Source organism: Rhizobium sp. WYCCWR10014 (assembly GCF_001657485.1).
Taxonomy (GTDB): Bacteria; Pseudomonadota; Alphaproteobacteria; order Rhizobiales; family Rhizobiaceae; genus Rhizobium.
The window spans coordinates 1-23,361 of the sequence record NZ_LXFU01000034.1 but is presented as its reverse complement, the minus strand read 5'-3'; the positions used below and the strand labels follow the sequence as shown (position 1 = coordinate 23,361).

Below are 23,361 nucleotides of genomic sequence, written 5' to 3'. Positions count from 1 at the left end.
CCAGCCTAGATCTAACCCGCCTCGAGCGGTGCGTAATTCTGCGTCAGGCCGAAGGCGGCGGGGCCGAAGACGTCCAATGCCTCTGGTGTGCGCATGATCGGCGGCACCTTGACGCCAAGCACGTTGACCCGCTGACCATAACGCAGGCGTTCGGTGGTTATCGGTTCGGCAGTATCGGCTTCGAGGATGCAGATGAGATCCGGCACGATCGCCAGCACCCTGCCATCTTCCTCGGCCACCAGATTCTCGTTCTGGATCTGGATGCGCACCGGCCTGCGGCTTGTGTCGAAAGGTTCGATCGTCACGACGCCGACCGACCAGCCGTTCTGCTCGCGCCGCGAGACGTCGACCACCTTTCCCGAGGCCAGAAGGCGCGCGGTCTCGTAATGCGTTCCGGAGAAGAATTCGATCAGATCGGCGAGCGGATCGCGATGCGCGGCAAGCGCCAGCCGGATGGTACGCCCGATGCCGATGGCAAGCGACATCGTTCCGGGAACGGATACGCGACGGGTCGTGCGGCCATCCATACCGTAATTGACGATATAGGACTGGCCACCCATGCGGATCGTTACGCCGCGAGCGAGCCATTCGGCCTTGGCCGCACTTTCGGTCTCGATGATCACGACGTTGCCCTGCTCGTCGGCGACGGTCACAGGTGCGGCGGGCACGCCGTAGACGTTGAAGGTCTCCATTTCGAGTTGGGGAAAGGCGCGGCCCATGCCGTCCGCGTCGATAACTGGCAGCCGGCATTCCGCCGCCAGCATGATCGGCACCATCGAGTTGATGCCGCCGGCCTCGAAGGGGATAATCGCCCCCATCGCCTTGCCGACGCGTTTCTCGTAAGCTCTGAGCGCAAGCCCGATCTCTTCGCCGCTCGGCATCTTCTCGATCAGGATCGTCGGCGCCCCCATCGCGCCGCAGGCGGCGACCTCAATGCCGTCAGGCAGGTCGTCGAGCGCCAGAAGATCGACCGGGCCGTGACGTTCGATCGCCGCCTTTGCCATGAGTTTGCCGATATAGGGATCGCCGCCGCCGCCGGTGCCGAGAAGGGCTGCGCCGACCGCCAGATCGTCGATATCCTCGTTGGTGATGGTTGCCATGTGTTCAGCCGATCTGTTCGATGGAAATGAAGGGTTCCTTCAGCCCGAAGCAGGCAGGGCCAAAGACATCGAGCGCTTCCGGTGTCCGCATGATTTCGGGAACGGAAACCGCCAGCACGGTGACGCGCTGTCCGTAGCGAAGGTTTTCGCTGGTGATGGGTTCTGCCGTTTCCGTGTTCATGATGCAGATGAGATCGGGCACGATCGCCTTCACCTTGCCGTCGACGCGGGCGATCAGGTTCTCGTTCTGGATCTCGATCTCCATCGTCGAGCCGAAGGGCGGCAGCCCGCCGATCGTAACGCGGCCGATCGAAAATCCGGCCTTGGTCTCGCGCATGACATCGATGATCTTCCCGCCGAAGATGATGCGCCCATAGCGATAGAGCGTCGAAGGCAGAAAGCCGAGCAGCGCCTCGATCGGATTCTCGTGCGAGCTTTTGGCGTTGCGCAGGACTTCGCCGATGCGGATGGCGAGGCTCAGCGTGTTCGGAATGGCGGTGCGTTTGACGTCGGCGCCCGACATTGCATATTCCGCGATATAGGCGCAGCCGCCCATGCGGATGGCGACAGCGCGTGAAAGCCATTCCATCTGACGGTTATCGACCGCTTCGATGATGGCACAATCGCCATATTCGTCGCTGACGGCCATCGGGCTGCCGGACACGCCATAGACGCCGAAGGTTTCCATTTCGAGAAAGGGAAAGGCGCGGCCCATGCCATCACCATCGACGATCGGCAGGCCGAGGCGGGCGCCGACGACGAGCGGGATCGTCGAGTTGATGCCGCCGATCTCGATCGGCATGGTCGCCTGCGCCTTGCGGCCGAGATGGCGTTCGAGCCGCTGCAGCGAAAACATCGCCTCTTCGCCACTCGGGATTTTCTCGACCAGCACGGTCGGCGCGCCCATCATGGCAGTTGGAATGACCAGCATGTCGTCGGCCAGTTCGCTCGGGTCGATGATGTTCACCTCGAGCCCCTCATCGAGGCATTGCTGCACCATCAGCCGGCCAACATAGGGATCACCGCCGCCGCCGGTCCCGAGAAATGCCGCGCCGACGGCGAGGTCGCAGAGTTGTTGACTGTTGAGTTTCATAGGGTCCTCATCCGATCACGAGATCGCCGATGGCTTTGACGCGGATGCGCGTCGCACTGCCGGGCAGATAGGCGAGCGGCACTTCCTCGATATCCATGATCTTGACCGTTCCGGCCTCCGCGCCCGCCTTGACGGCACGCTCCTCGGCCTCCTTCTTGGCGCCGCCGAGCACGATGTCGCGGGAGGTACCTTCGAGCGAGAAGATGCGGTCGACCTCGCCGCCGACCTGCGCGATCGCCGCGCCGATCGCATTGGCAACGGAGGCATTTTCGGGGCGGATGACGCGCGACGCGGAGGGCAGGTCACGCGAGATCAGGATCGAACCACCGCCGACCAGTATGACGGGCAGGGGCTCGGCGCTCGTCTTCATCCGGTCGACGGCCTCGTCGGCCATGCGGTGGATGGTATCGAGCGCCCTCTCGATCGTCTTTGCCGGGATGTGGGCGACACGTGAACGGTCGCCGATATCCTCGAGGCCGGCTGCGACGATGATGTCTGTCGTGGTCAGGGTGTCGCCGCCGAAGATCAGGGCGCGGGAGGTGATTTCGTAACCGACCGAATCCGGTCCGATCCGGGCACCATCGTCGCGCACGATCGAGCCGCCGCCGAGACCGATGGCAAGCACGTCGGGCATGCGGAAATTGGTTCTGACCCCGCCGATATCGACGGCGACGGCGGATTCGCGCGGGAAGCCCTGCATCAGCATGCCGACATCCGACGTGGTCCCGCCGATATCGACGACCATGGCCTCCTTCTCGCCGGCAAGCATCGCCGCGCCGCGCATGGAATTGGTCGGGCCGGAAGCGAATGTCAGCACCGGATAGCGCTCGACATAGTCCGGCACCATCAGTGTCCCGTCGTTCTGGCTGATATAAAAGGGTGCGTTGATCGCCAGTTCCTTCAGAGCGTTACGGAAGGAGTTGACGACCTTGCGCGACAGGTCGGCGAGCGACGCATTCATCACCGAGGCGTTTTCGCGTTCGAGGAAACCGACCCGGCCGACTTCGTGGCTGAGCGATATCGACAGGCCGGGGATCTCGTTGCCGAGAATCTCGGCCGCCCGCAGTTCCATGTCGGGTGTGACAGGCGAAAACACGGAGGTGATCGAGGCTGCCTTGAGGCCGCGATTGCGGATTTCACCGGCGATGCGCAGGATCTCAGGCTCATCGAGCGGCGCGATCTTGCGGCCGTCGAATTCATTGCCGCCACGCACCATGAAGGTGTGGCGGCCGAGCGTGTCGGCCAAATCCTTCGGCCAGTCGGTCATCGGCGGCAGCGCCTTGGTCGCCGGCAGGCCGAGCCTGATAGCGGCGACTTCAAGCAGCCGCTTGCGCTCAACGACGGCATTGGTGAAATGCGTCGTGCCGATCATCACCGCCTGGATTTCCGACACCGAGACGCCGGTCATCGACAGCACCTGCTTCAGCACGGCGACAATGCCGGAACCGACATCGCTAGTCGTCGGGCTCTTGCACGCGCCGAGCACCAGCGGGCCGTCCATCAGGGCAGCATCGGTATTCGTGCCGCCCACATCTATTCCAATACGCATCATGACCTCCGTGAGAATATGCTTGGCCGTGGCGCCGGAGAGGATGGCTCCGGTGCTGGCAATGATCTTTGTTTCCGTGTTGCTTCAGGCGACGAGCGCCTCGGATCGGTCGGGATCCCAGCCGACCGTGACGGCGGCGCCGGGGGAAAATCGTTCGGTGCGAGACTGGTTCTGGCGCTCGGCGACGATCTCCTGCGAGCCGACTGCCAGCCGGTAGCGCACCAGCGCACCCTGGTAGGTTTCGCTGAGAACGGTTGCGGGAAGGCTGACGCCGGATGAGCTGTCCGGACCGATGATGACGTTCTCGGGGCGAACCACCAGCTTTGCCGCCTGTCCGGCGGCAAGTCCCTCGGGACCGCGCGTCGGCAACACGCTTCCCTCCAGTAGCACCGTCATGCCTTGCCCGTCATTGGCGCCGACGGTGACATCGATCACGTTCGAATGGCCGATGAACGTGGTGACGAACAGCGTCTTCGGTCGCTCGTAGATTTCCTCGGGCGTCCCGACCTGGACGATGTGCGCCTTCTGCATGACGCCGATGCGGTCGGACATCGTCAAGGCCTCGTCCTGGTCGTGGGTCACATAGACGGTGGTGATGCCGAGCTTCTTTTGCAGATCCTTGATCCAGTATTTCATTTCCTCCCTGAGGCTTTTGTCGAGCGCCGAGAGCGGCTCGTCGAGAAGGAGGATGCGGGGCTCCGTCACCAGCACGCGGGCAAGGGCGACACGCTGCTGCTCGCCGCCCGACAGCTGGCGCTGGAAACGCTCCTCATATCCCGAAAGCCCGACCTGGCGCAGCGCGGCGGTGACGCGCTTGCGGATCTCCTCCTTCGGCAATTTCCGGAGCTTCAGGCCGAAGGCGATGTTGTCGGCGACGTTCATGTGGGGGAAGATCGCGTAGTTCTGGAACACGATGCCGATGTCGCGCTTCTCCGGCGGCAATCTCGTCACGTCGTCGCGGCCGATGAGAATCTCGCCGCCGCTCGGCGGCACGAAGCCGGCGATCATCCGGAGCGTCGTCGATTTTCCGCATCCTGATGGACCGAGAAGGGAAAAGAACTCTCCTTCGGCGATATGCAGGTCGATGCCGGCGACCGCGACGCTGTCGCCATAGGATTTGGCGAGCTTTTTCAGATGAATATCGGACATGCGGCGAAGTCTCTCCTGTTATGAAGATGAATAGCGGGCGGCGTGGAAGCCGCCCGTTGCCGTGGCATCAGCTGGCGAAGATGCCGTTGACCGTTTCGACGATGTCGTCTTCGTTTTCGAGATAGGAATTCCAGTCCGGCACCCAGAAGCCCTTGATGGCGTCGGCGCTGTTGACGACGCCGGCCTTGGCGAGATTGTCGGGCAGGACCGCGTTGCTGACTGTCGGACGCAGGTAGAATTCCTTGCCCATATTGCCGATGAAGGTCGGATCGAGGGCGCGGTCGAGAAGCGCAAAAGCGAGCTTCTTCTGCACCGGCTCGGCATAACGGCTGATCGTATAGGTCTGCGTCAGGATCGGCTGCTGTTCAGTCCAGTACCAGAAGGCGAAGGGCGCGCCCTTGTCGCGGGCCTGCATCGGCTCGGCATCGTCGAGCACGGCGACCACCACTTCGCCGCGGTCCATCAGCGTCTGCATGTTGCCGGTGAAATCGGAGATCTTGGCGGGCATCAGCGCCTTCATCGCCTCGTAGCCGGCATCGAGATCATACTGATCCTTGCCGAAGATGCCGCAGGCGACGAGGAAGAAATCCATCTGCAGCGTGTTTGACGTGATGTAGGTGCCGCGTTTGCCGGCGAATTCCGGCTTCCAGAGATCCTTGAACGACGAGGGCGGCGGCGAAACCAGATCGGTGCGGTAGGCATAACCATATTGGTTGAAGGCCCAGGTGACGCCGACGCCATTGGCGGTGGCGAAGGGCCACAGGTTCTTGGCGTTCGGCACGTTCGGCAGCAGTTCGTCGAGCTTCAGGAAGAAATCGCCGGCCTTTGCCGTCTTGAACATCTCCGGCAAGTTCCAGTTGGTAATGTCGAGCGGCGGCTTCTCGGCGCCGCCTGCGACGAATTTCGGGAACCAAGGCCAGGTCGAGTCGTATTCGATCTTGCAGTTGAACTCCTTCTGGAAGTCGGTCAGCAGGTATTTATTGACCAGTTCGCCCCAGGGACCGCCCCATTCGCCGACGCGCAGCACCGCGCCGCCGGCATCAAAGACCTTGCCGTCGAAGGCGACATCCTGCGACCAGGCGTGATTGATGTTGAACAGGGGCAGCGTGGTGGCAGCGACGCCCATCTTCAGGATCGTGCGGCGGGTATGCCCTGTCGTTTTCTCAGTCATGAAGTTCCCCTTTTTTGCTCTATCGTTGATGTGAAGGCGTGGCGGTATTCATCCCCCGAAGGTGCGTTTCAGGTTGACGAGTCTGGAGGTCAGCACGGTGGAGACAATGACGAGCGCGATAGCGAAGATGCCCGCGGCGGCAGCCGTCGGCTCGAACTGGTAGCGCATCGAGACATACATCGCGATCGGAAGCGTCTGCAGGTTCGGCGTCGACAGGAACAGCGTGACTTCGAACTGGCCGAACGAAACGATGAAGGCGAAGATCGTGCCCGCCGAAATTGCCGGCCCGATGATCTTCAGCGTCACCAACCGGAACGCGGTGAAAGGCGAGGCGCCAAGGCTGCGGGCGGCCTCTTCCAGCGAGCGGTCGAAGCCGACCAGTGCCGCCGTCACCGTCGCTATGACGAAGGGGCAGGTGACGATCACGTGGCCGATAATCAGCCCCGGCATGGTGCGGGCAAGGCCGATGCCCGTGGTCACGTAGAAGACATAGAGGGCAAGTCCCAGCACCACACCGGGCAACACGATCGGCAGCATGAAGAAGCCGCGCAAGATGCTGGAAACGCGGCTCTGTGAGCGTGTCAGATAGATCGCTGCCATGGTGCCGATCACGGTCGAGATCAGCGTCGACACCAGTGCGATCATGAAGCTGACGCCGTAGGCCGAGAGGAAGACCGGCGAAGTCAGGAACGCCTGTATCCAGCGCAGCGACAGGCCCTCCGGCGGAAAGGTCAGGTAGTCGCCCGAGTTGAGGCCGGCAAGCACCACGATAAAGACAGGCACCAGGAGGATCGCCAGCGACAGCAGCGAGATGACCTTGAAGGCAAAGGGGATGGCGGATTCTTCACGCATCAGGTGCGCCCTCCCGAGGTTCTGACCGCCGCCTGGTGGTAGACTGCAACGGCTGCGATGCTCGTCACGAAGAGCACTACGGCGATGGCGGCGCCAAACTGCCAGCGCCCGACCTCGGCGATCTGCTGATAGATATGGATGGGCAGCACCATCACCTTCCAGCCACCCATCAAAGCGGGAACGACGTAGGAGCTGATCGAAAGCGCAAAGACCAGAAGTGTGCCGGCCAGGATTCCGGGCATGGAGAGCGGCAGCACGATGGTGACGAAGGCGTGCCAGCGCGAGGCGCCGAGGCTGCGGGCTGCCTCTTCGAGCGAGGGATGGATCGCCTTGATGATGCCGATCAGCGACAGCACCATGAACGGTAGGGTGATCTGCACCAACCCGACGATGACGCCGAAGACATTATACATCAGCGGCAGCGGCGCTGTTATCGCCCCGACCCTGAGGAGAAATCCGTTGATGAGGCCGTTATCGCCGAGCAGCACCATCAGTCCGTACATGCGGATGACCATGTCGAGCTGCATGGAGGAGAGCACGAGGATCATCAACAGCGTGGCGCGGCGCGGCTTCACCGTCTTTGCGATAACGTAGGCGAGGGGATAGCCGAAGAACAGGCAAGCGGCACCGACGATGGCGGAAATCCAGATCGAGCGCAGGATCGATTCATAATAGCTCGCCCGTGTGAAGATACGGACGAAATTGTCGAAGGTGATCTGGCTGTTGAGGGCGATGACGCCGGCGACGGACTTGTTGAAGGCCAGCCCGAACAGTGATGCGGTCGGGATCACGAAGAAGACAAGGAAGACGAGGAACGCCGGGATGACCAGCCACCACAGGCGGAAATCCTGGAGGGCGGTGGTCGATCCTTTCCGCTTTTCCGTTTGTGTCATGGTGTCCGTTTGCGCAATCGCCATCTCTGTCCTCTCAATGGAACGTCCAGCGTTCTCTCATTCAGCCGCAAGCGGCATGGGCAGATGAATATAGTCGTAGCCGAGCAACTGTTTTTTGGGCGGCTGTGGGAAGGTCAGCTTGCTGTGGGCAAGGTTCGAACGCACCAGCGCGGCAGCAACGGAAACAGCGGCCGGAATGGGATCGATGACAGGCACATCGATCCCGTGCGCCAGAAGTCCCTCGCGCAAAGCGAAGGCGCAGCCCATCAGGCCGGTGCAGCCGAAGACGAGCGCCTCGGCGCCATCTTCCTCAACCGCCCGGATGCCTTCCTTGATCAGCATCGTCTTGGTCCGGTCGAGATCTTCCTCCAATTCCAGAACGGGAATATCGACGCTACGCACCGAGGCGAGCTTGGTCGAAAGGCCGGCGACTGCCGCGGTGTTTTCGAAAGATGCGCGCAGCCGGCGCATGACGGTGAGGACGGAAAATCGATGGCCGAGCATTGCCGCAAGGTGCATGCCGGTCTCGCAGGGTCCGAGCACCGGGATTGTCACGGCTTCCCGCGACGGCCTGAGCCCCGGATCGCCCATGCAGTCGATGATGACGGCATGGACACCTTCATTCTGTGCCTTGATCGCTTCGGCGATCGTTCCGGGCACCGAGAGGGCAGCCTCGAACTCGCTCTCGATCGATCCCGGTCCGGCCGTAATCTGCGAGTGGCTGACCTTGATGCCGGGATACTCCAATGCCCGGAGATCGGCGACTTTGCGAAATCCCTTGGTGACGATCGGTGACACCACGCGAATTTCTACGACGCTATCCTGCACGGCCGGCCTCCTTGATGCACAATTCGCTCTGGGCAATTCATGGGCTTACGGTGCCGCAGTCCGCCCCGGCTTGGAAGTTCTGAAATGAGTAGGTGCGGATGTGATTCGGATGGGTCATCGACCGGTACGGATGGTGGAGAACCTATTCGAACGGATAGGGTGCTATAGAAAAAGCGATTTTAAAACAGATACTTCTCGACAGACCAATTCCAGAAGCATTGCATTCCAGCGTGAAAACCTGCCGCCATCAGGGGGTTTGACGAGGCCGAGCAGACGGATAACCCTGCATCGACGACGGCAGGTTCAAGACCGCCTGCTCATCACCGGGGAATCGTGCCATGCCTTCGGCCAAAGCCGCGCCTTCCGCATCATCCTTCCAGAACCGCGCCAGAACGGCGTGGCGCCTGTTTTCGAATTTCGCCTATGACTATCGCCGTTTCCGCCGCGCCTCCTTCATCGATGGCGCACAGTCGCGCGAAAACCGGCGGGCGCATATCCACCTCCTGGCGCATATGTTGGAATACGGAATGTCCCTGTCCAATCCGCGCAACGGCTTCGGCATGGACAAGGTGCGGCTGCTGGCGGCAGAGACGCGCCGCTATATCGAGCAGGATGGCCGCGATGCTTCGGCCGATATCGGCCTTTCCGTGCTCTCGGCCTATGTCGCCTTCAATGCGGAGCAGGGCGATGTCAGCGAGGCACAGGCACTGCTGGACGATCTGCTCGTCGTTGCCGGCGCCGGGCACAATATCCGGCCCGGCGGCAGCGAGGCGGTCGGTGCAGCCGAGATCGTCAGGCATGCGCGGATGGATTTTGTCTCCTTCATGGAGGCACGCCACAGCGTGCGCCAGTATGACAGCAACAGGACAGTCGCGTTCGAGAAGATCGAAAGAGCCATCCGTGCAGCCCAGCAATCGCCTTCGAGCTGCAACCGACAGACATGCCGTGTCTACGCCTTCACCGAGAAGCCGTCGATCGCCCGCGTTCTTTCCCATCACGACGGCAATCGCGGCTTCGGCGAGCAGCTCGGCGGTGTATTCGTCGTGACAGTCGACCTGTCGCACTGGAATACGGTCGGCGAACGAAACCAGGGATGGGTGGACGGCGGCATGTTCGCCATGACGCTGGCGCTTGGCCTCCACGCGGAGGGACTGGGCGCCTGCATGCTGAACTGGAGTGCGGCGCGCGAGCAGGATATCAAGATGCGGACCTGCGTCGGCATCCCCGACAACGAAATCATCATCACGCTGATCGGTTTTGGTGAGATGCGCGAGGATTTTCGCGTGCCGGTCTCGGCCCGAAAGCCGATCGACATGGTCCTGACGCACGAACCACCGCTCCGGTAAGCCTCAATCGTAGAGCGATCGGCAGCGCTCGACACCCTCGGCAAGATCGCCTTGAGGCCCGGCGTCAGAACGAGGAGCCTGATGAAGATGGATGCGATCGCTCCAAGAGAAGCGGTTAGCCGGCAGCTTTATCATTGGCAGGCTGTGTGGTAGGAGCGGGTCGTGACATCACTGATCGATTTCGATTGCCGAAGCTGCGGAGCCTGCTGCTCCTTTTCGTCGAATTAGCCCAGATTTTCCACCGAGACAGATGCTGCTCTCGATTTGCTGCCGGCGCACTTCGTAGCCGCGAACCAGCAGGGAATGCGTTGCGACGGTGCGCGTTGCTCCGCACTGGTCGGTCGCGTCGGGTCAGAGACATCCTGTCAAGTGTATGATCTTCGGCCTGACGGCTGCCGCGCCTGCGTCCCAGGGGATGGCGATTGCTTGACCGCGCGCGCGTTCTTCGGGATCGGTCAGCCAAGTTTGCCGGCCGGTCACATCGCTGCGCATTTGCCAATCAATTGAGATGAGTGCGCGGTCCCCGCGCCAATGTTGGCTATGACCACGATTGCGCGCTAGGCGCTGCACATTAAAACCGACTGTGGCGGTCCACCCGCGACAACACCCCAACCTTCGGCGCAGCGGCGCACGCAAGTCACGCGACGGCTTGATCCCGCTTGACTGCGGAATCTCCCACCGCCCTGATTTTATTGATGATCGATCACACTTCGGGCATTGGGAGGGCGATCTCCTGATCTTCCGGCGTGAACTCGGAGAGACCAACGTCACCTCGCTCGTCGAGCGCAAGAGCCGCTATACCGTGATGATCAAGAACCGCATGCCGGCATAGCCCTTCAGTGGTGCGGGGCATGAAAATTAAAATTGGCCGCCTTTCGACTTTAAATTGGACGGAATGTGAATTAAGAATGGTCGTATGAAACCCGATCCTGTGTCAAAATCCTACATCGAAAGAAAAGCCCGGCCCATTGTCGAAACCGCGCTGGCCGACACACGCGTCGTTCTCATATCGGGCCCGCGTCAAGCGGGGAAGACGACGCTCGCACGCCAGTTTGCCGATGGCAATCGTCCGTACATAACGCTGGACGACGCTGGTACGCTGAACGCCGCGAAGTCCGATCCGACCGGCTTCATTCGTGGTATCGACCGCGCTGTCATAGACGAAGTCCAACGTGCCCCTGATCTGATGCTCGCCATCAAGGAGAGTGTGGATCGTGACGAAAAGCCCGGCCGGTTCTTGCTGACTGGATCTGCCAACCTTGCAACGGTGCCAGCTATTGCCGATTCCCTGGCGGGACGAATGGCGGTCGTTTCGCTGCTGCCATTCGCACAATCCGAAATCCTCTCGACGCCTGGGCGGTTGCTTGATGGCTTATTTGCTGGCGATGAGCCGACGATCAGTGAAGGGGCCGTGTTTGGTGATGATTTAACGAATGTCGTCTTGAAGGGTGGCTATCCGGAAGTTCTACGCCGATCGACACCGGCGCGCCGGACGGCGTGGCTTGAGGACTACGTGTCTCTCATTCTCGATCGTGACGTGCGCGATATCGCCAACATCGACCAACTTGACCGGCTGCCGCGATTGCTTGACGTTCTTGCTGAACATACTGGGCAATTGGTGAACCACAGCAGCTTCGGATCGGCGCTCGGATTGTCGAGCGTGACGGCCCAGAAATATGTGGCAATCCTTGAGCGGCTCTTTCTGGTGCGGACTATCGCGCCGTGGTCGAACAACCGCCTCAGCCGGCTCGTGAAAACCCCAAAGCTTCACTTTATCGATACCGGCCTCCTTGCAAGCCTACGGCAAGACGATCTGGAAACTCTGCGACGCGACAGAACCAGGTTTGGAGCACTTCTGGAAAGCTTCGTGGTTTCCGAGCTTCTGAAACTTGCGTCCTGGTCGGAGCGGCGCCTAACCTTCTCGCACTACCGGACCAAGGATCAGGACGAGGTGGACGTGGTGATCGAGGACCGTCGCGGGCGGATCGTCGGAATTGAAGTGAAAGCATCAGCCACGGTCAAATCGGACGACTTCAAAGGATTGAGGCAATTACAGGACGCCGTTGGGGAGCGCTTTATCCGTGGCCTGGTGCTTCACGATCATGATCGCGTGACCCCGTTCGGAGAGAAGTTGCACGCAGCCCCCCTCTCAATTCTCTGGTCAATGTAAAAACCATGGAAGTCGCTGAGCACCATGCCGCGCGTGCGCGCGACCAGATCGGCTCCGTATCCTCACGTTAGGCACCTTGTTACCAAGCGACGTCGTAGATGCTCGCGGCATCCAACTGCGACACCTTGCGCGGATTGTTGACCAGCAAGCGGGTCTGTTCCATCGCACTTTCAACTAGCAGAGGAAGCCCGTCTTTGGGAATTCCAACATCGCGTAGGCGTACGGGCAGGTTCAGGCGTACAGGCAGCAATGCCAGTCCTTCGATAAAACCGGAAAGTCGCTCGGCCTGACCGGCAGGCTCGAGATGAGGAAAGAGGCACGGCGCCAGTTCAGCATAGGCATCGCCACACACCGTCGCATTGAAGCGCAGCACGTGCGGCAGGACCAGGCTGTTGGAAAGGCCGTGCGGAAGGTGATAGCGGCCACCGATCGGGTAGGCGAGAGCATGGACGGCGGCGACCGGCGAATTGGCAAAGGCCTGGCCGGCCAGCATCGCGCCGAGCAGCATCGCCTGCCGGGCGGCCAGATCGGTTCCTCTCATCACTGCTATCTCTAAATTCGCCCCGAGAAGCCGAAGGGCCTCCTTGGCAAGGGCACGGGAAACCGGATTGTTGTTTGCACTCGCGGAGGTGAAAGCCTCGATGGCGTGCACCATGGCGTCAATCCCCGTTGCAGCCGTCACGGCTGGAGGAAGGCCGAGGGTCAACTCCGCGTCGAGAAGCGCCGCATCCGGCAGTAGGACCGGCGATACGACGCCTTTTTTCTCGTATGCGCCCGTGGTGACGATGGAAATCGGTGTGACTTCGGAGCCGGTGCCTGCCGTTGTGGGCACAAGCACCAGCGGCAAGCGCTGCCCGCGGACTTTGCCCACTCCATAGATATCATCGAGTGCATCGCCGCTTTTACAGAGCAGAGCCACAAGTTTTGCGACATCGAGCGACGAGCCGCCGCCGATGCCAAGTACACCCGTGGCGCCGAAACCGATCGCCTGCGCCACCGCCGCATGAATGATGGCGTCCGGCGGATCGGCGACAACGCCGCTGAAGATCGATATATCAGCGCCGCCGTCGGCAAGGCTTGCCAGTGCCGGCTGAACGAGCCCTGCTTTGACGACCCCTTCGTCCGAAATCACCATGACGCGCGGTCCAAGCCGGGTTGTCGTCAGCTCCGAAAGCCTCGCGACACAACCCGGTCCCGCGATGATCTGCGGGACGGTCGCGAATGTGAATGTGGACATCTTGCCGGTCTCTCACTGGTGCCATTTGACGAGCGGCTGATAGTGATGCGGCTGGCGCATGACGACAAGATCTTTTCGCCGGACGATGTTCGTCGGATACGGCGTTTCCAGATTGGTGGTGTCGACGGTTGCCGCGGCAATCCCGTCCTCATCCAGGATTGCCGATTCCTGGCGCGGAAAGGCAAAGGAATCCGGCCCGAACACCGCACTCTTGCCCAGGTATCCCCGCGCCGCATCCAGGACATTGGCGAAGGCGAAATAGACGTTGTTCTCGCCGCCGCGCACGCGCAACGCATGCCAGTGGTAGGGATCGGCGCCCTTGGGGATCGGATAGTTATGCGGAATTTTCGTGCCGTTGTGGCTGCCGGTGAAAGTGCCAGCTATGGCTGATGGGCAAGCGACCAGGTCGCATCCCAACAGCGCGAGCGAACGGATGGCTTCCGGATAGAGCGCGTCGTGGCCGATTGCCAGACCGACGCGGCCGATCGCCAGATCGTAGACTTTCCATTCGTCGCCGGCCGTCGCCCAGCTGTCGGAAATGCCGAGATGCGTTTTGCGGTAGCTTCCCACAAGCCCCTCGGGGCCAGCGAGAACCGCACTGTTATAAACCTTGTCTCCATCCGCCTCGGCAAATCCGGCGACAAGATAGAAACCGAGCTTCATCGCCAGACGAACAAAGGCCGATACCGTCGGGCCCGAGAGCGGCTCCGCCCGGCTTTGCGGGGCCTCCAGTCCGGTCAGCGATAGTTCCGGGAAAACCAGAATGTCCGGCGCCGTCGTCGCCTTCGCCTGGGCTGCCAGATCGGCGATGCGGGCGAGATTGTCGGCGACGACGGAGGAGGGGGCGAACTGGGCGACGGCGGCACGCGATGCGCGTCCGCGCGGGATCGGCTGGTAGCCATAGAGACGGAAGTAGTCGCCCGGGTTCCAGGTGAAGCTGTTGGTCATCATGTTCATGTAGAGTTCGGGCCGGCGGGACTCAAACACCGGTTCGCACAGGACCTCGCGGCGGCGGGCAAGAGCGAGATCGATAGTGCCAAAGGCGATCCCGTCGCCCGTATCGATGGATGCGGCGACCGTGCCGTCGGGATCGATCACGCAGCTTCCGCCGGAAAACTGCACGGTTCTCTCTAGTCCCCAACGGTTGCTTTCGATGACATAGCAGGCGTTTTCGAAGGCGCGATTGATCCAGTAAGGTGCCGGCGTGCGCTCCTGCAGCCAGTTGGAGATATGGCAGATGATGTCGGCACCGGCGAGAGCCTCCAGACGCGCCGTCTCGAAGAAGTGCAGATCCATGCAGACCAGCATCGAGATCCGGCCGATCTCCGTTTCGAATACCTCGTGGACGATGTCACCGTTGGCAGCCCATTTCGGTTCCGCGATATAGGGATGCGATTTGCGATGCCGGCCAACGACGCCCTTAGGGCCGATCAACACGGCGGTATTGTAGTAGAGTTCGCTCGCCGGGTCGACTTCCGGCATGCCGACGACGATATAGCAGCGGTGTTTGCTGGCAATGGCCTGGAATACATCCGTGGTCGGTCCGGGGATAGTCTCGACGAAAGGTTTCACTTCCGCCCTGTCGAACCAGCAATAGCCGGTTGTGCCCATTTCGGGAGTGACGATCAGGCGCGCACCTGCCTCCGCTGCCTCCTCGCAAAGGGCTGCCAGCCGGCTGATATTGCGCGCCTTTTCGAACATGGTGGGTTCGAATTGGATGGTGGCGGCGGTGTAGTTTTGTGTCGATGTCATTGTCGTTCCCATTGTCTTTATGGAGGGTAGCCGGCTGTTTCAGACAGCCATATGCCGATGAACAAGCGCGTCGGAGAGAGCATCGATGGCGCCGGCAGCGACCACGCGCCCCTTCTCAAGCATCGCGAACCGGTGAGACGCGTGCCGCGCAAATGCGACGTTTTGCTCGACGAGGATGATCGTCATACCGATTTCGCGATTGAGCCGGATGATGATCTTTTCAATCTCCTCGACGATAGAGGGCTGGATGCCTTCATTAGGTTCATCGAGAAGCAGCACTTTCGGATCGGCGGCCAGCGCGCGGGCGATGGCGAGTTGCTGCTGCTGGCCGCCCGAAAGCACGCCGCCAGGCCGATCGAGATTGGCCATCAGGTATGGAAAAAGCTCTGGCACCAGCGCTGGAATCTCGCGTTTGCCATCGGTACGGGCAAAGGCGCCCATCAGAATGTTTTCGCGGATGGTAAAATCGGGAATGATCTCCCTGCCCTGGGGGACGTAGGCGATGCCGGCCCTTGCCCTTTCATGGGTTGGGGATCCAGCCATGTCCTTTCCCTGCAGACGCATCTCGCCCGTCATGCGGTCGGTCAATGCCATCAGCGTTTTCAACAGCGTCGTCTTGCCGGTGCCGTTGCGGCCGAGGATGCTCGTCACCTTGCCGGCCGGAACATCGAGGGTGACACCGTGCAGGATATGGCTGCGGCCGTAATAGCCGTGCACGTCTTTCAACGACAGCATCAGGAAATTCCTTTCGAACCGAGATAGGCTTCACGGACTTTCGGATTGCGTTCGATATCTTCGACGCTTCCCTCCGCCAGAACCTCTCCGAGATGGAGAACGGTGATGCGTTCGGCGATCTCGCGGACAAACCCCATGTCGTGTTCGACGACGAGGATCGTATGGCGACCTTTGAGATTATTGATGATCTCGGCGGTCTTGCGGGTTTCGGCCTGGGTCATCCCGGCTGTCGGCTCGTCAAGCAGAACCACCTTGGGATCCTGGACGATGAGCATGCCGAGCTCCAGCCACTGCGTCTGGCCATGGCTGAGATAGGCGGCCATCACATCGTGTTCGGCATCGAGGCCGATGAGGGCAATGACGTCGTCGACGCGGTTCGCCTCTGCGCGCGAAAAGCCGAACCGAAGATTGGCGAGCACCGAAGGATTGCGGCAATTGGCGACCTCCAGATTCTGTCGCACCGTAAGGTCCCGAAAGACGCTGGGGATCTGGAATTTCCGGCCTATGCCGGCGCGTGCGATGCGGTGTTCGGGCCAGTTGGTGATGTCGGTGTCGTAGACGAAGACCCTGCCCTGCGTGCTGCGCGTCTTGCCGCTCACCAGATCCATCAAGGTCGTCTTACCGGCGCCGTTTGCGCCAAGCAGCACACGCAGCTCGCCGTCGAAGACGGTGATGCTGACATTGTTGACGGCGCGGAAACCGCCGAAATCGACACCGAGACCGTCGATGGTCAATGCAATGGCGCTCATGTCACAATGCCTCGCTTTGCCGCGGCAAGGCCGGAAGGGCCTCAGCTGGTTTACGCCGGCGGACGAACCACCGCAGCACGTCATGCGCGACGCCGCCAAGGCCGCGCGGCATGAATAGAACGACCAGCACGAAGATCAGACCGATGATCGCTTTCCACGCCTCGACCAGCGCCTCGGTCTCGCTGACCTCCGCCTCGATCATGTTGATCAGAATTGCACCGATGCAGGCGCCAAGCAGGGACGAGCGGCCGCCGACGGCAGCCCAGACGACCATCGTCACGGAGAAGGACAGATCCATGAAGGTCGGAGAGGCGAACTCCGCGACGACGACGTAGAGCATGCCGGCAACGCCGGCGATCCCTGCCGAAATGACAAAGAAGAACACCTGGTAGAGCGAGACGTCGAAGCCAAGATACCGGGCGCGCACCTGGTCATCGCGGATCGCCTGCAGGATCATGCCCGCTCGGGTTTCCACAATAAGACGCGCACCGATGAGTGTCAGCGACAGGCATACAGCGCACAGATAATAGGTCGACCGGCTGTAGGGATCGAATTCGACGCCGCCGATCGTGAGCCAGCCGAGATCGGTCAGGCCGTTGAAGCCGTTCGTCACCGGCTGCGCATCGACCATGACGAGGCGGACGAGCAGAACGAGCGCCAGCGTGATGATCGAGACGAAGACGCCGGAAATGCGCTTGCGGAAAACCAGCATGCCGAGTGCGCCGGCAATCACCACCGGAAGCGCGATGCCGAGCACAAGACCCACCGACTGGCTTTGAAAGGGAAGCCAGAGGAAGGAGCCCTTGTTGATGCAGCAAAGCTCCGTCGGGGCGCCGGGCTCGGCATTCCAGAGCATGAAATCCGGAACCGGCTTGTCGGAACCCTGTTGGAGACTGGTCAGGCTCGACAGCTTCAACGACATGGCCAGCATGTAGGCGCCCAGGCCGAAAAACAGTCCCTGGCCGAGATTGAGAACGCCCGCATATCCCCATGTAAGCGCGATGGCGACGCCCAGCATGCCGTAGACCAGGTATTTCGAAATGCGATTCAGCCAGAATTCGTCGCCGAAAACGGGGGCTGTGAAGATCACCGCGATGAAAAGCACATAAGCCGCGATCTGGAATTTCCGTTCAATGCTCATATCAGCGTCCCTTGAACGAGAACAGCCCGCTGGGCTTGACGAGAATGACGAGGATGACGACGCCGAACACGACGGCACGCGCCAGGATGTCGTTCGTACCGATTGCCACCAGGGCATTGATCTCGCCGAGCAGGCCTGAGGAGAGGATGGTGCCGAAAAGGCTGCCGACCCCGCCGGTCACGACGACCATGAAGCCGTCGACGACCATCGTCGTGCCCATGTCGGGAAAGACGGTCTTGAAGCCGGACATCATGACGCCGGCGACGCCGGCAAGGCCCGACCCGAACGCGAAGGTCATGGCGTTGACGCGTTTCACGTCGATGCCGCAGGCGGCGGCCATTTTCGGGTTCCGGATGATGGCGCGGACCTGCATGCCGGCCGCCGTCCGGTAGAGGATGAACCATGTCGCCAGTGTCAGCGCGGCGGCAACGGCGATGATGAAGGCGCGGTAGGCGTTGATATCAGCGCCGGCGAGCCTGAACGTGCCCTGCAGGTAGACAGGCACGGCGACGTTCTGCAGGCCGGCCCCCAGGCCTTCGACGTGCATGTCGAAAAAGGACAGGCCGAACTCGAGCCGCACGGCCTGCTGCAAAAGGATGGCTATTCCCCAGGTGGCGAGAAGCGTGTCCAGCAGACGGCCGTAGAGCCGTCGGACGACCACCCGCTCGATCAGCAGGCCGAGCAGCGCCGTCACGACGAAGGCCAGAGGGATCGCGAAGAGAAGGCTTGCTTTTAGCCAGATGCCGGAAAGGACGGCGACATAGGCGCCGATCATGACCATCTCGCCATGGGCCATGTTGATGACGCCCATGGCGCCGTATGTGATGGCAAGGCCAAGCGCGACCAAAAGAAGGATCGAGGCGAGACTGAGGCCGATAAAGAGAATGTCGAGCATAACGCCACCGTTCGTGAGAAGGGCGGGCCGAACTCTCCTGCGCCTTGCCCATCCGGATGGCAGCTTGCGGAAGAAGAGGGGAGGCCGGCCTTACCGAGAGATGATCCCGCCATCCATGGATGGCGGGACGTCGCGGGGAAGGGGTCAGCCCTTGAGCTTTGCGGCGTCGAGACCGTTGCTGGTGCAGAATAGATTGCTCTCCGTCTCGCCATAGGCCGAATAGGGCAGGGGCTTGATCGGCGCCGGGTAGGCGTTCACCACCTTGCTCTGGCCGTCCGCCTGCCATTGCCCGATGCGCGGCGTCAGCCAGCAATGCAGGTTATCGGGATCGGTGGTCACCTTGCCGCCGGGTGCTTCGTAGGTTTGGCCGCGAATGCCGGCCCTGATCGCCTCCGCAGAAAGATCTCCGGATTTTTCGACGGCCTGCTTCCACAGGAAGACCTGGAAATAGGCGGCTTCGAGTGAATGGTAAGTAACGGCTTTTGGATCGTTGACGAACGTCCTGAAGCGGTCGATGAAGCTCTTGTTTGCCGGTGTGTCGATCGACATGAAATAGGGGAAGGAGGTATAGCTTCCGGCCGCATATTCGGCGCCCATCGCCGCGATTTCGATTTCGGAGGTGACCGTCGCGCAGATCGGCAGAACCTCCTGCGAGAGCCCCTGGTTCTTGAACTCACGATAGAAGGCGATGATGGAGTCGCCGACCACGTTGGACAGGACCACGTCGGCGCCCGATTCCTTGATCTTGCTGACCATGACGGCCCATTCCGAATGGCCAAGCTCCAGATATTCGTCCGCCACCCATTCGGCGCCTGCTGCCTCGATCAGCTTCTTGGAAACCTTGGCCATCTCGCGCGGATAGACATAGTTCGAGCCGACGATGAAGAATTTCTTCTTGCCCAGTTTCTCGACGATCCAGGGGATGTAGTTGGAGAGCTGCTGGTTCGGTACGGCACCGGAATAGACGACGTTGCGCGAGCACTCGAAGCCTTCGTAATGTGTCTGGTAGAACAACATCGCGCCACGTCGCTCGAAGATCGGCAGCACGGCCTTGCGGCTGGCCGAGGTATGGCAGCCGAACACGGTGGAGATCTTGTCCTTGAGGATCAGTTTCGAAGCTTTCTCGCTGAAGGTCTTCGGATCGGATGCCCCGTCTTCGACGACCACCTCGACCGGGCGGCCGAGAACGCCGCCGGCCGCGTTGATTTCGGCAACGGCCATCATGACGCCGTTTGCCAGAAGCTTTTCGGCAACCGAAAGCCCGCCCGTTTGCGAATAGAGCGCGCCGACCTTGATAGGATCGGCTGCGAAGGCGCGGCCGCCCAGAGCCGGCAGGGCGAGCGCGGCAGAAGCGGTGACTGCGGTTTTCAGAAATTCACGTCTGTTGAACACCATCTTGGTTCCCCTTTTTTTTGATTGGCGCGCACGTCGGCACGGCCCGCCGAACGGCGAGGCATTCATGCCGGAAATGGGTAGAGAACTGACGTCACTGTCAGCAGACAACAAAAAACCCGCGAGGCTTGTCACAGCCTGCGGGCACCCTTGCCATCACCGCATCACGGCTGCGCCGTGTGCAACAGCGGCACATGGCTTCGTCAAGCGAAGGGATGTACCGGAGGCGTTTCGTTCGAAACACATGAAAAACTAATCATGTTTCTGGGCGGGGCGCAAGAGCTGTTCGGCGCTGATAATCGAATTGGCGATTTCATCGATGGGCACGCGCCGGGCCATCGCCTGCTCGCGTATTTCGCGGTAGGCCTCGGTCTCGCTGGTGCCGCGGTTGGCCATCAGAATCGCTTTTGCCCGTGCCAGTTTCTGGTCACCCAGAACCTTGCGCTTGTACTTGCGTGCCTCCTTGACGAGCTTCTGGCGTTCGAGCCACAGGTTGCGGGCGATGGCCAGATTGGTCAGGAGGCCGAAGGGTTTGATCGGTCTTTCGACGATGGCAAGCGCGCCGCTTTCCAGCACGATCTGCAACGTCGAGGGGTTTTCGTAACCGACAATGGCAAGCATGGCCGGTGCCGGGTTGGGAAAGGATTTCAGCAGGCGCTCGATTTCCGGTCTCGCTTCGTCTTCCATGGCAAGGAAGACGACATCCGTGCCATGCGGCAATTCGGCTGGTACCGGCCAGAGACAATTGACCATGCAACCGATACGGCGCAGATGATCCACGAGAAAATCTCCCTCGGATGTCCGGGGGTGGATGACCACAACTTTGAGATCCCGCAGATCCCTGAGAAGGGCGAATGACATCTCGCTCCCTCTCAAACCTGGACGCTATGCGGGGAAGACTGCGTGAAGTCCGGGCGATATTCGCGCATGAACGGATCGGGCGCGACCCGGAGCGACGGATCGTAGACGATGTCGTAGCTGCCCTGCGCATTCACCCTTGCCACTCTCGGCCACAGATGCGTGTGGTTCGTCATCCGGTCGATCTTAACTGCCCCCTGCGGTGCATCGTACTCGACTTCAGAAAGAGCAGGGAGAAGCTCCTCGAGCCTGTCGCTGCCGGCGTGCTGCAAAGCCGCCGCATAGAGATAAACCTGGAAGTAGGCGGCTTCGGCTGGCGCTGTGGGCGGCATCTGCAGGCCGTAGCGCCTTTCGTAAGCGGAGACAAAGGCGCGGGCGCGCGGCGTATCCAGAGACGCAAAGAAGGGGGCAGCGGTAATGTGCCCTGCGGCCACCTCCGGCCGCATGCGGATCACGTCGGCCTCGCTGGTCGACTGGCTCGAGATCGGCATCGTCGCCGCATCGAATCCGGCCTCCTTGAATGCTGTGTAGAAGGGGATGATACCGTCACCGACAATGGTCGAATAGATGACATCCGGCTTTGCCGCGTGAATATGCCGGATGATTTTGGCGACGTCTTCGGTTTTGAGGCTCAGGGGAACATACATCTCGTCCAGCACCTGTCCGCCGACCTGAAGAAAGAGGTCGCTGATCGTCCTGTTGGACTCATAAGGATAGACGTAGTTCGAGCCCACGAGGAAAACCCGCTTTCCATAATGCCTGGTCAGGAAGTCGACGAGCTGAACGGAGTTTTGGTTGGGAGCTGCCCCCGTATAGATGCAGTGCCGGGAATATTCGAACCCCTCGTACAGCGTCGGATAAAACAGCAACGCGTCACGGGCCTCGATGACGGGAAGGACGGCTTTGCGGGTGCTCGACATATGGCAACCGAATACGACCCGGACCCGGTCTTCGTCGCAAAGCCTGACTGCAAGTTCCTTGTAGAGATTGGGCGTCGATTGCGGATCATAGGCGACGGGTTCGATCGCCCGGCCGAGCACGCCGCCGGCCGCGTTGATCTCGTCGATCGCCAGCAACGTTGCCGCCTTTTGGGTTTTTTCCACCGCTCCGGTCACGCCCGTTTCGGAAAACAGCACGCCGACCCGCCAGTTGTCTGATTGCATCATTGCCCACCCAAAAATAAAAAAGCTCCCGCCCGTTTCCGGTCGAGAGCTACCCTGCTCATGGAATATCAGCGGCCCATTTGAGCCTGCCCATCCATGATGTCAGTTTGTCAGTCCGGTGACAATAGAGCGGGGGTCCAAAAAGTTTACGCAGTTTTCGGAAACGGCAATGTCTGGCTATCGACTGAAACTGGATGCTAACACGCGCGTGGGGCGGATCGGAGCGCATGAAAAGACTGAGCTGTGAGAGCGTCATTGGCGCGCTCGGCAGCACCCGGACGCATCGTCGACGTGTCGAGCGGCTGACAGCCATGGGTTTCAAACGCGACGACGTCGGTCGTATCAAGGCGCCCATCGGGATGTTCGGCCCGACGCGGGATGCAAGCTCGCTCGCCTGTCGGTTCTGGCTGATGTCGCTGCGGCAAGACTGGTGGCCTATGCGTAAGGCGTCAGTCGCGATCGTCATTCTCGCTGCCGGCAAGGCAAGCCGGATGGGTGAAGGCGGGAAACACAAGCTGCTGGCCGAGTTCGACGGCGTACCGCTCGTGCGGCGGTCAGCATTGACCGCGCTCGGTGCGAATGCAGCATCTGTAACTGTTGTAGTCGGCCATCGCAGGAGCGAAATTGAAGCCGCGCTGTCGGCGCGCCCGACATCATTGCTACGTCCGATCTGCCCGTGCTCGATGTCGATGTCAGCGATGCAGCTTGCCTCGACGTCGATACGCCGGACGATATCGTGGCCGCCGGCGGCGGGATGAAGAACTAACTCGCCGGGTGGCGGCGAAATAGTTGGTGGTTCCATAAACTACGTTATGCCACAAAGTTGGTGTAGCCGGGCAGATTCCATTTTCAAATGCAACGAGGAGAATAACGGCCATAGTTTCAGGAGGATGGAATGGCCCGCTCTTTTGTGCAGTTGAGTATGGACGAACGTCGCGTCATCGCACGGATGCATGAGAAGAAGATCAGCCAGGCGGAGATTGCTCGCAGCCTTCGGCGTGACCGCTCAACAATCTGTCGTGAGCTGCGCCGGAATTTCTGGCATGACCGGGAGTTTCCAGCAGCTGAGGGTTACTGGCATGTGACGGCGCACGATATGGCTTGCGCGCGTCGTCGAAGTTATCGCAAGTTACGGCGCGATCCTTTGCTGTGCTCGGCCGTCATCGAGCAACTGAAGGAAGGCTGGTCGCCCGAACAGATTGCCGGGCGCCTGAGAATTTCTGAGGGGCCTGCAAGGCTGTGCCACGAAACGATCTACCAGTATGTGTACTCTTCCGAAGGTCATGAC

The 23,361-nt window shown here is 60.9% G+C and carries 21 protein-coding genes and 3 pseudogenes; 7 read left to right on the top strand and 17 right to left on the bottom strand.

The features are described from left to right. Positions 1–11: 11 nt before the first annotated feature. The 8 genes from A6U98_RS13915 to A6U98_RS13880 all read right to left on the bottom strand — a co-directional run bounded on the left by A6U98_RS13915 (position 12) and on the right by A6U98_RS13880 (position 8,635). Positions 12–1,100, bottom strand: a complete 1,089-nt coding sequence (locus A6U98_RS13915) for a DUF917 domain-containing protein (RefSeq protein ID WP_064650647.1) — start codon at positions 1,098–1,100, stop codon at positions 12–14. 4 nt (positions 1,101–1,104) lie between these two features. After that, a complete protein-coding gene (locus tag A6U98_RS13910) occupies positions 1,105–2,193 on the bottom strand; it encodes a DUF917 domain-containing protein (RefSeq protein WP_064650645.1) in 1,089 nt (362 codons plus the stop codon). Positions 2,194–2,200: 7 nt separating this feature from the next. Then, positions 2,201–3,742: a hydantoinase/oxoprolinase family protein gene (locus A6U98_RS13905; protein WP_064650643.1), complete on the bottom strand. Its 1,542-nt coding sequence runs from the start codon at positions 3,740–3,742 to the stop codon at positions 2,201–2,203. An 84-nt stretch (positions 3,743–3,826) separates the two neighbouring features. After that, positions 3,827–4,891 carry an ABC transporter ATP-binding protein gene (locus A6U98_RS13900; RefSeq protein WP_003562506.1) on the bottom strand — a complete coding sequence of 355 codons (1,065 nt, stop codon included), beginning with the start codon at positions 4,889–4,891 and terminating at the stop codon, positions 3,827–3,829. Positions 4,892–4,958: 67 nt separating this feature from the next. Beyond that, a complete protein-coding gene (locus A6U98_RS13895) occupies positions 4,959–6,062 on the bottom strand; it encodes an ABC transporter substrate-binding protein (RefSeq protein WP_018245696.1) in 1,104 nt (367 codons plus the stop codon). A gap of 48 nt (positions 6,063–6,110) precedes the next feature. Further along, on the bottom strand, positions 6,111–6,914 hold the full coding sequence (locus A6U98_RS13890; RefSeq protein ID WP_064650641.1) for an ABC transporter permease: 804 nt from the start codon (positions 6,912–6,914) through the stop codon (positions 6,111–6,113). Beyond that, positions 6,914–7,831 carry an ABC transporter permease gene (locus A6U98_RS13885; RefSeq protein WP_064650639.1) on the bottom strand — a complete coding sequence of 306 codons (918 nt, stop codon included), beginning with the start codon at positions 7,829–7,831 and terminating at the stop codon, positions 6,914–6,916. Before A6U98_RS13885 ends, A6U98_RS13890 begins: the two co-directional genes overlap by 1 nt. Before the next feature lie 33 nt (positions 7,832–7,864). After that, on the bottom strand, positions 7,865–8,635 hold the full coding sequence (locus A6U98_RS13880; RefSeq protein WP_064650637.1) for an aspartate/glutamate racemase family protein: 771 nt from the start codon (positions 8,633–8,635) through the stop codon (positions 7,865–7,867). 338 nt (positions 8,636–8,973) lie between these two features. Between A6U98_RS13880 and A6U98_RS13875 the strand changes: the two genes are divergently transcribed. From A6U98_RS13875 to A6U98_RS13865, 4 genes and pseudogenes are all read left to right on the top strand, one after another. Beyond that, positions 8,974–9,981: a nitroreductase family protein gene (locus A6U98_RS13875; RefSeq protein WP_064650635.1), complete on the top strand. Its 1,008-nt coding sequence runs from the start codon at positions 8,974–8,976 to the stop codon at positions 9,979–9,981. Positions 9,982–10,143: 162 nt separating this feature from the next. Beyond that, positions 10,144–10,488, top strand: a pseudogene (locus A6U98_RS37655) (YkgJ family cysteine cluster protein). A 121-nt stretch (positions 10,489–10,609) separates the two neighbouring features. After that, positions 10,610–10,798, top strand: a pseudogene (locus A6U98_RS13870) (IS30 family transposase); the annotation flags it as partial. 99 nt (positions 10,799–10,897) lie between these two features. Beyond that, the gene (locus A6U98_RS13865) at positions 10,898–12,151 is read left to right on the top strand and encodes an ATP-binding protein (RefSeq protein ID WP_064650631.1); all 1,254 of its coding nucleotides are present in this window, start codon (positions 10,898–10,900) and stop codon (positions 12,149–12,151) included. Between the two features lie 79 nt (positions 12,152–12,230). Here the strand turns inward: A6U98_RS13865 and A6U98_RS13860 are convergent, their stop codons facing one another. The 9 genes from A6U98_RS13860 to A6U98_RS13820 all read right to left on the bottom strand — a co-directional run bounded on the left by A6U98_RS13860 (position 12,231) and on the right by A6U98_RS13820 (position 22,076). After that, the gene (locus A6U98_RS13860) at positions 12,231–13,388 is read right to left on the bottom strand and encodes an iron-containing alcohol dehydrogenase (RefSeq protein WP_064650629.1); all 1,158 of its coding nucleotides are present in this window, start codon (positions 13,386–13,388) and stop codon (positions 12,231–12,233) included. Positions 13,389–13,400: 12 nt separating this feature from the next. Further along, positions 13,401–15,152 carry a nitrilase-related carbon-nitrogen hydrolase gene (locus A6U98_RS13855; RefSeq protein WP_082933911.1) on the bottom strand — a complete coding sequence of 584 codons (1,752 nt, stop codon included), beginning with the start codon at positions 15,150–15,152 and terminating at the stop codon, positions 13,401–13,403. A gap of 27 nt (positions 15,153–15,179) precedes the next feature. Beyond that, positions 15,180–15,875, bottom strand: coding sequence for an urea ABC transporter ATP-binding subunit UrtE (gene urtE / locus A6U98_RS13850; protein WP_064650625.1), 696 nt, complete (start codon positions 15,873–15,875; stop codon positions 15,180–15,182). Further along, positions 15,875–16,624 carry an urea ABC transporter ATP-binding protein UrtD gene (gene urtD, locus A6U98_RS13845; RefSeq protein WP_018245270.1) on the bottom strand — a complete coding sequence of 250 codons (750 nt, stop codon included), beginning with the start codon at positions 16,622–16,624 and terminating at the stop codon, positions 15,875–15,877. Before urtD ends, urtE begins: the two co-directional genes overlap by 1 nt. 1 nt (position 16,625) lies before the next feature. Beyond that, positions 16,626–17,765: an urea ABC transporter permease subunit UrtC gene (gene urtC, locus A6U98_RS13840; RefSeq protein WP_064650623.1), complete on the bottom strand. Its 1,140-nt coding sequence runs from the start codon at positions 17,763–17,765 to the stop codon at positions 16,626–16,628. A gap of 1 nt (position 17,766) precedes the next feature. Further along, on the bottom strand, positions 17,767–18,660 hold the full coding sequence (gene urtB / locus A6U98_RS13835) for an urea ABC transporter permease subunit UrtB (protein ID WP_064650621.1): 894 nt from the start codon (positions 18,658–18,660) through the stop codon (positions 17,767–17,769). 144 nt (positions 18,661–18,804) lie between these two features. After that, positions 18,805–20,055, bottom strand: a complete 1,251-nt coding sequence (locus A6U98_RS13830; protein ID WP_064650618.1) for a transporter substrate-binding domain-containing protein — start codon at positions 20,053–20,055, stop codon at positions 18,805–18,807. Positions 20,056–20,304: 249 nt separating this feature from the next. Next, positions 20,305–20,913 carry an ANTAR domain-containing protein gene (locus A6U98_RS13825; protein ID WP_064650616.1) on the bottom strand — a complete coding sequence of 203 codons (609 nt, stop codon included), beginning with the start codon at positions 20,911–20,913 and terminating at the stop codon, positions 20,305–20,307. A gap of 11 nt (positions 20,914–20,924) precedes the next feature. Next, entirely contained in the window at positions 20,925–22,076 is a 1,152-nt protein-coding gene (locus A6U98_RS13820) for a transporter substrate-binding domain-containing protein (RefSeq protein WP_064650614.1), read from the bottom strand. Positions 22,077–22,327: 251 nt separating this feature from the next. Between A6U98_RS13820 and A6U98_RS35870 the strand changes: the two are divergent. The 3 genes and pseudogenes from A6U98_RS35870 to A6U98_RS13810 all read left to right on the top strand — a co-directional run. Further along, positions 22,328–22,518, top strand: a pseudogene (locus tag A6U98_RS35870) (XdhC family protein); the annotation flags it as partial. Then, the gene (locus A6U98_RS13815) at positions 22,484–22,831 is read left to right on the top strand and encodes an NTP transferase domain-containing protein (protein ID WP_348627435.1); all 348 of its coding nucleotides are present in this window, start codon (positions 22,484–22,486) and stop codon (positions 22,829–22,831) included. The pseudogene A6U98_RS35870 and the gene A6U98_RS13815, both read left to right, overlap by 35 nt. Positions 22,832–22,968: 137 nt before the next feature. Further along, on the top strand, positions 22,969–23,361 hold a 393-nt coding region (locus tag A6U98_RS13810), incomplete at its 3' end, for a helix-turn-helix domain-containing protein (protein WP_156667849.1).

Coding starts and splice junctions, on each gene's coding strand:
- urtB (WP_064650621.1), bottom strand. CDS start 18,660: ATGCTCGACATTCTCTTTATCGGCCTCAGTCTCGCCTCGATCCTTCTT.
- A6U98_RS13830 (WP_064650618.1), bottom strand. CDS start 20,055: ATGGTGTTCAACAGACGTGAATTTCTGAAAACCGCAGTCACCGCTTCT.
- urtE (WP_064650625.1), bottom strand. CDS start 15,875: ATGCTGTCGTTGAAAGACGTGCACGGCTATTACGGCCGCAGCCATATC.
- A6U98_RS13885 (WP_064650639.1), bottom strand. CDS start 7,831: ATGGCGATTGCGCAAACGGACACCATGACACAAACGGAAAAGCGGAAA.
- A6U98_RS13875 (WP_064650635.1), top strand. CDS start 8,974: ATGCCTTCGGCCAAAGCCGCGCCTTCCGCATCATCCTTCCAGAACCGC.
- A6U98_RS13900 (WP_003562506.1), bottom strand. CDS start 4,891: ATGTCCGATATTCATCTGAAAAAGCTCGCCAAATCCTATGGCGACAGC.
- A6U98_RS13915 (WP_064650647.1), bottom strand. CDS start 1,100: ATGGCAACCATCACCAACGAGGATATCGACGATCTGGCGGTCGGCGCA.
- A6U98_RS13910 (WP_064650645.1), bottom strand. CDS start 2,193: ATGAAACTCAACAGTCAACAACTCTGCGACCTCGCCGTCGGCGCGGCA.
- A6U98_RS13855 (WP_082933911.1), bottom strand. CDS start 15,152: ATGGGAACGACAATGACATCGACACAAAACTACACCGCCGCCACCATC.
- urtD (WP_018245270.1), bottom strand. CDS start 16,624: ATGAGCGCCATTGCATTGACCATCGACGGTCTCGGTGTCGATTTCGGC.
- A6U98_RS13860 (WP_064650629.1), bottom strand. CDS start 13,388: ATGTCCACATTCACATTCGCGACCGTCCCGCAGATCATCGCGGGACCG.
- A6U98_RS13820 (WP_064650614.1), bottom strand. CDS start 22,076: ATGATGCAATCAGACAACTGGCGGGTCGGCGTGCTGTTTTCCGAAACG.
- A6U98_RS13895 (WP_018245696.1), bottom strand. CDS start 6,062: ATGACTGAGAAAACGACAGGGCATACCCGCCGCACGATCCTGAAGATG.
- A6U98_RS13890 (WP_064650641.1), bottom strand. CDS start 6,914: ATGCGTGAAGAATCCGCCATCCCCTTTGCCTTCAAGGTCATCTCGCTG.
- urtC (WP_064650623.1), bottom strand. CDS start 17,765: ATGAGCATTGAACGGAAATTCCAGATCGCGGCTTATGTGCTTTTCATC.
- A6U98_RS13905 (WP_064650643.1), bottom strand. CDS start 3,742: ATGCGTATTGGAATAGATGTGGGCGGCACGAATACCGATGCTGCCCTG.
- A6U98_RS13825 (WP_064650616.1), bottom strand. CDS start 20,913: ATGTCATTCGCCCTTCTCAGGGATCTGCGGGATCTCAAAGTTGTGGTC.
- A6U98_RS13815 (WP_348627435.1), top strand. CDS start 22,484: ATGTCGCTGCGGCAAGACTGGTGGCCTATGCGTAAGGCGTCAGTCGCG.
- A6U98_RS13865 (WP_064650631.1), top strand. CDS start 10,898: ATGAAACCCGATCCTGTGTCAAAATCCTACATCGAAAGAAAAGCCCGG.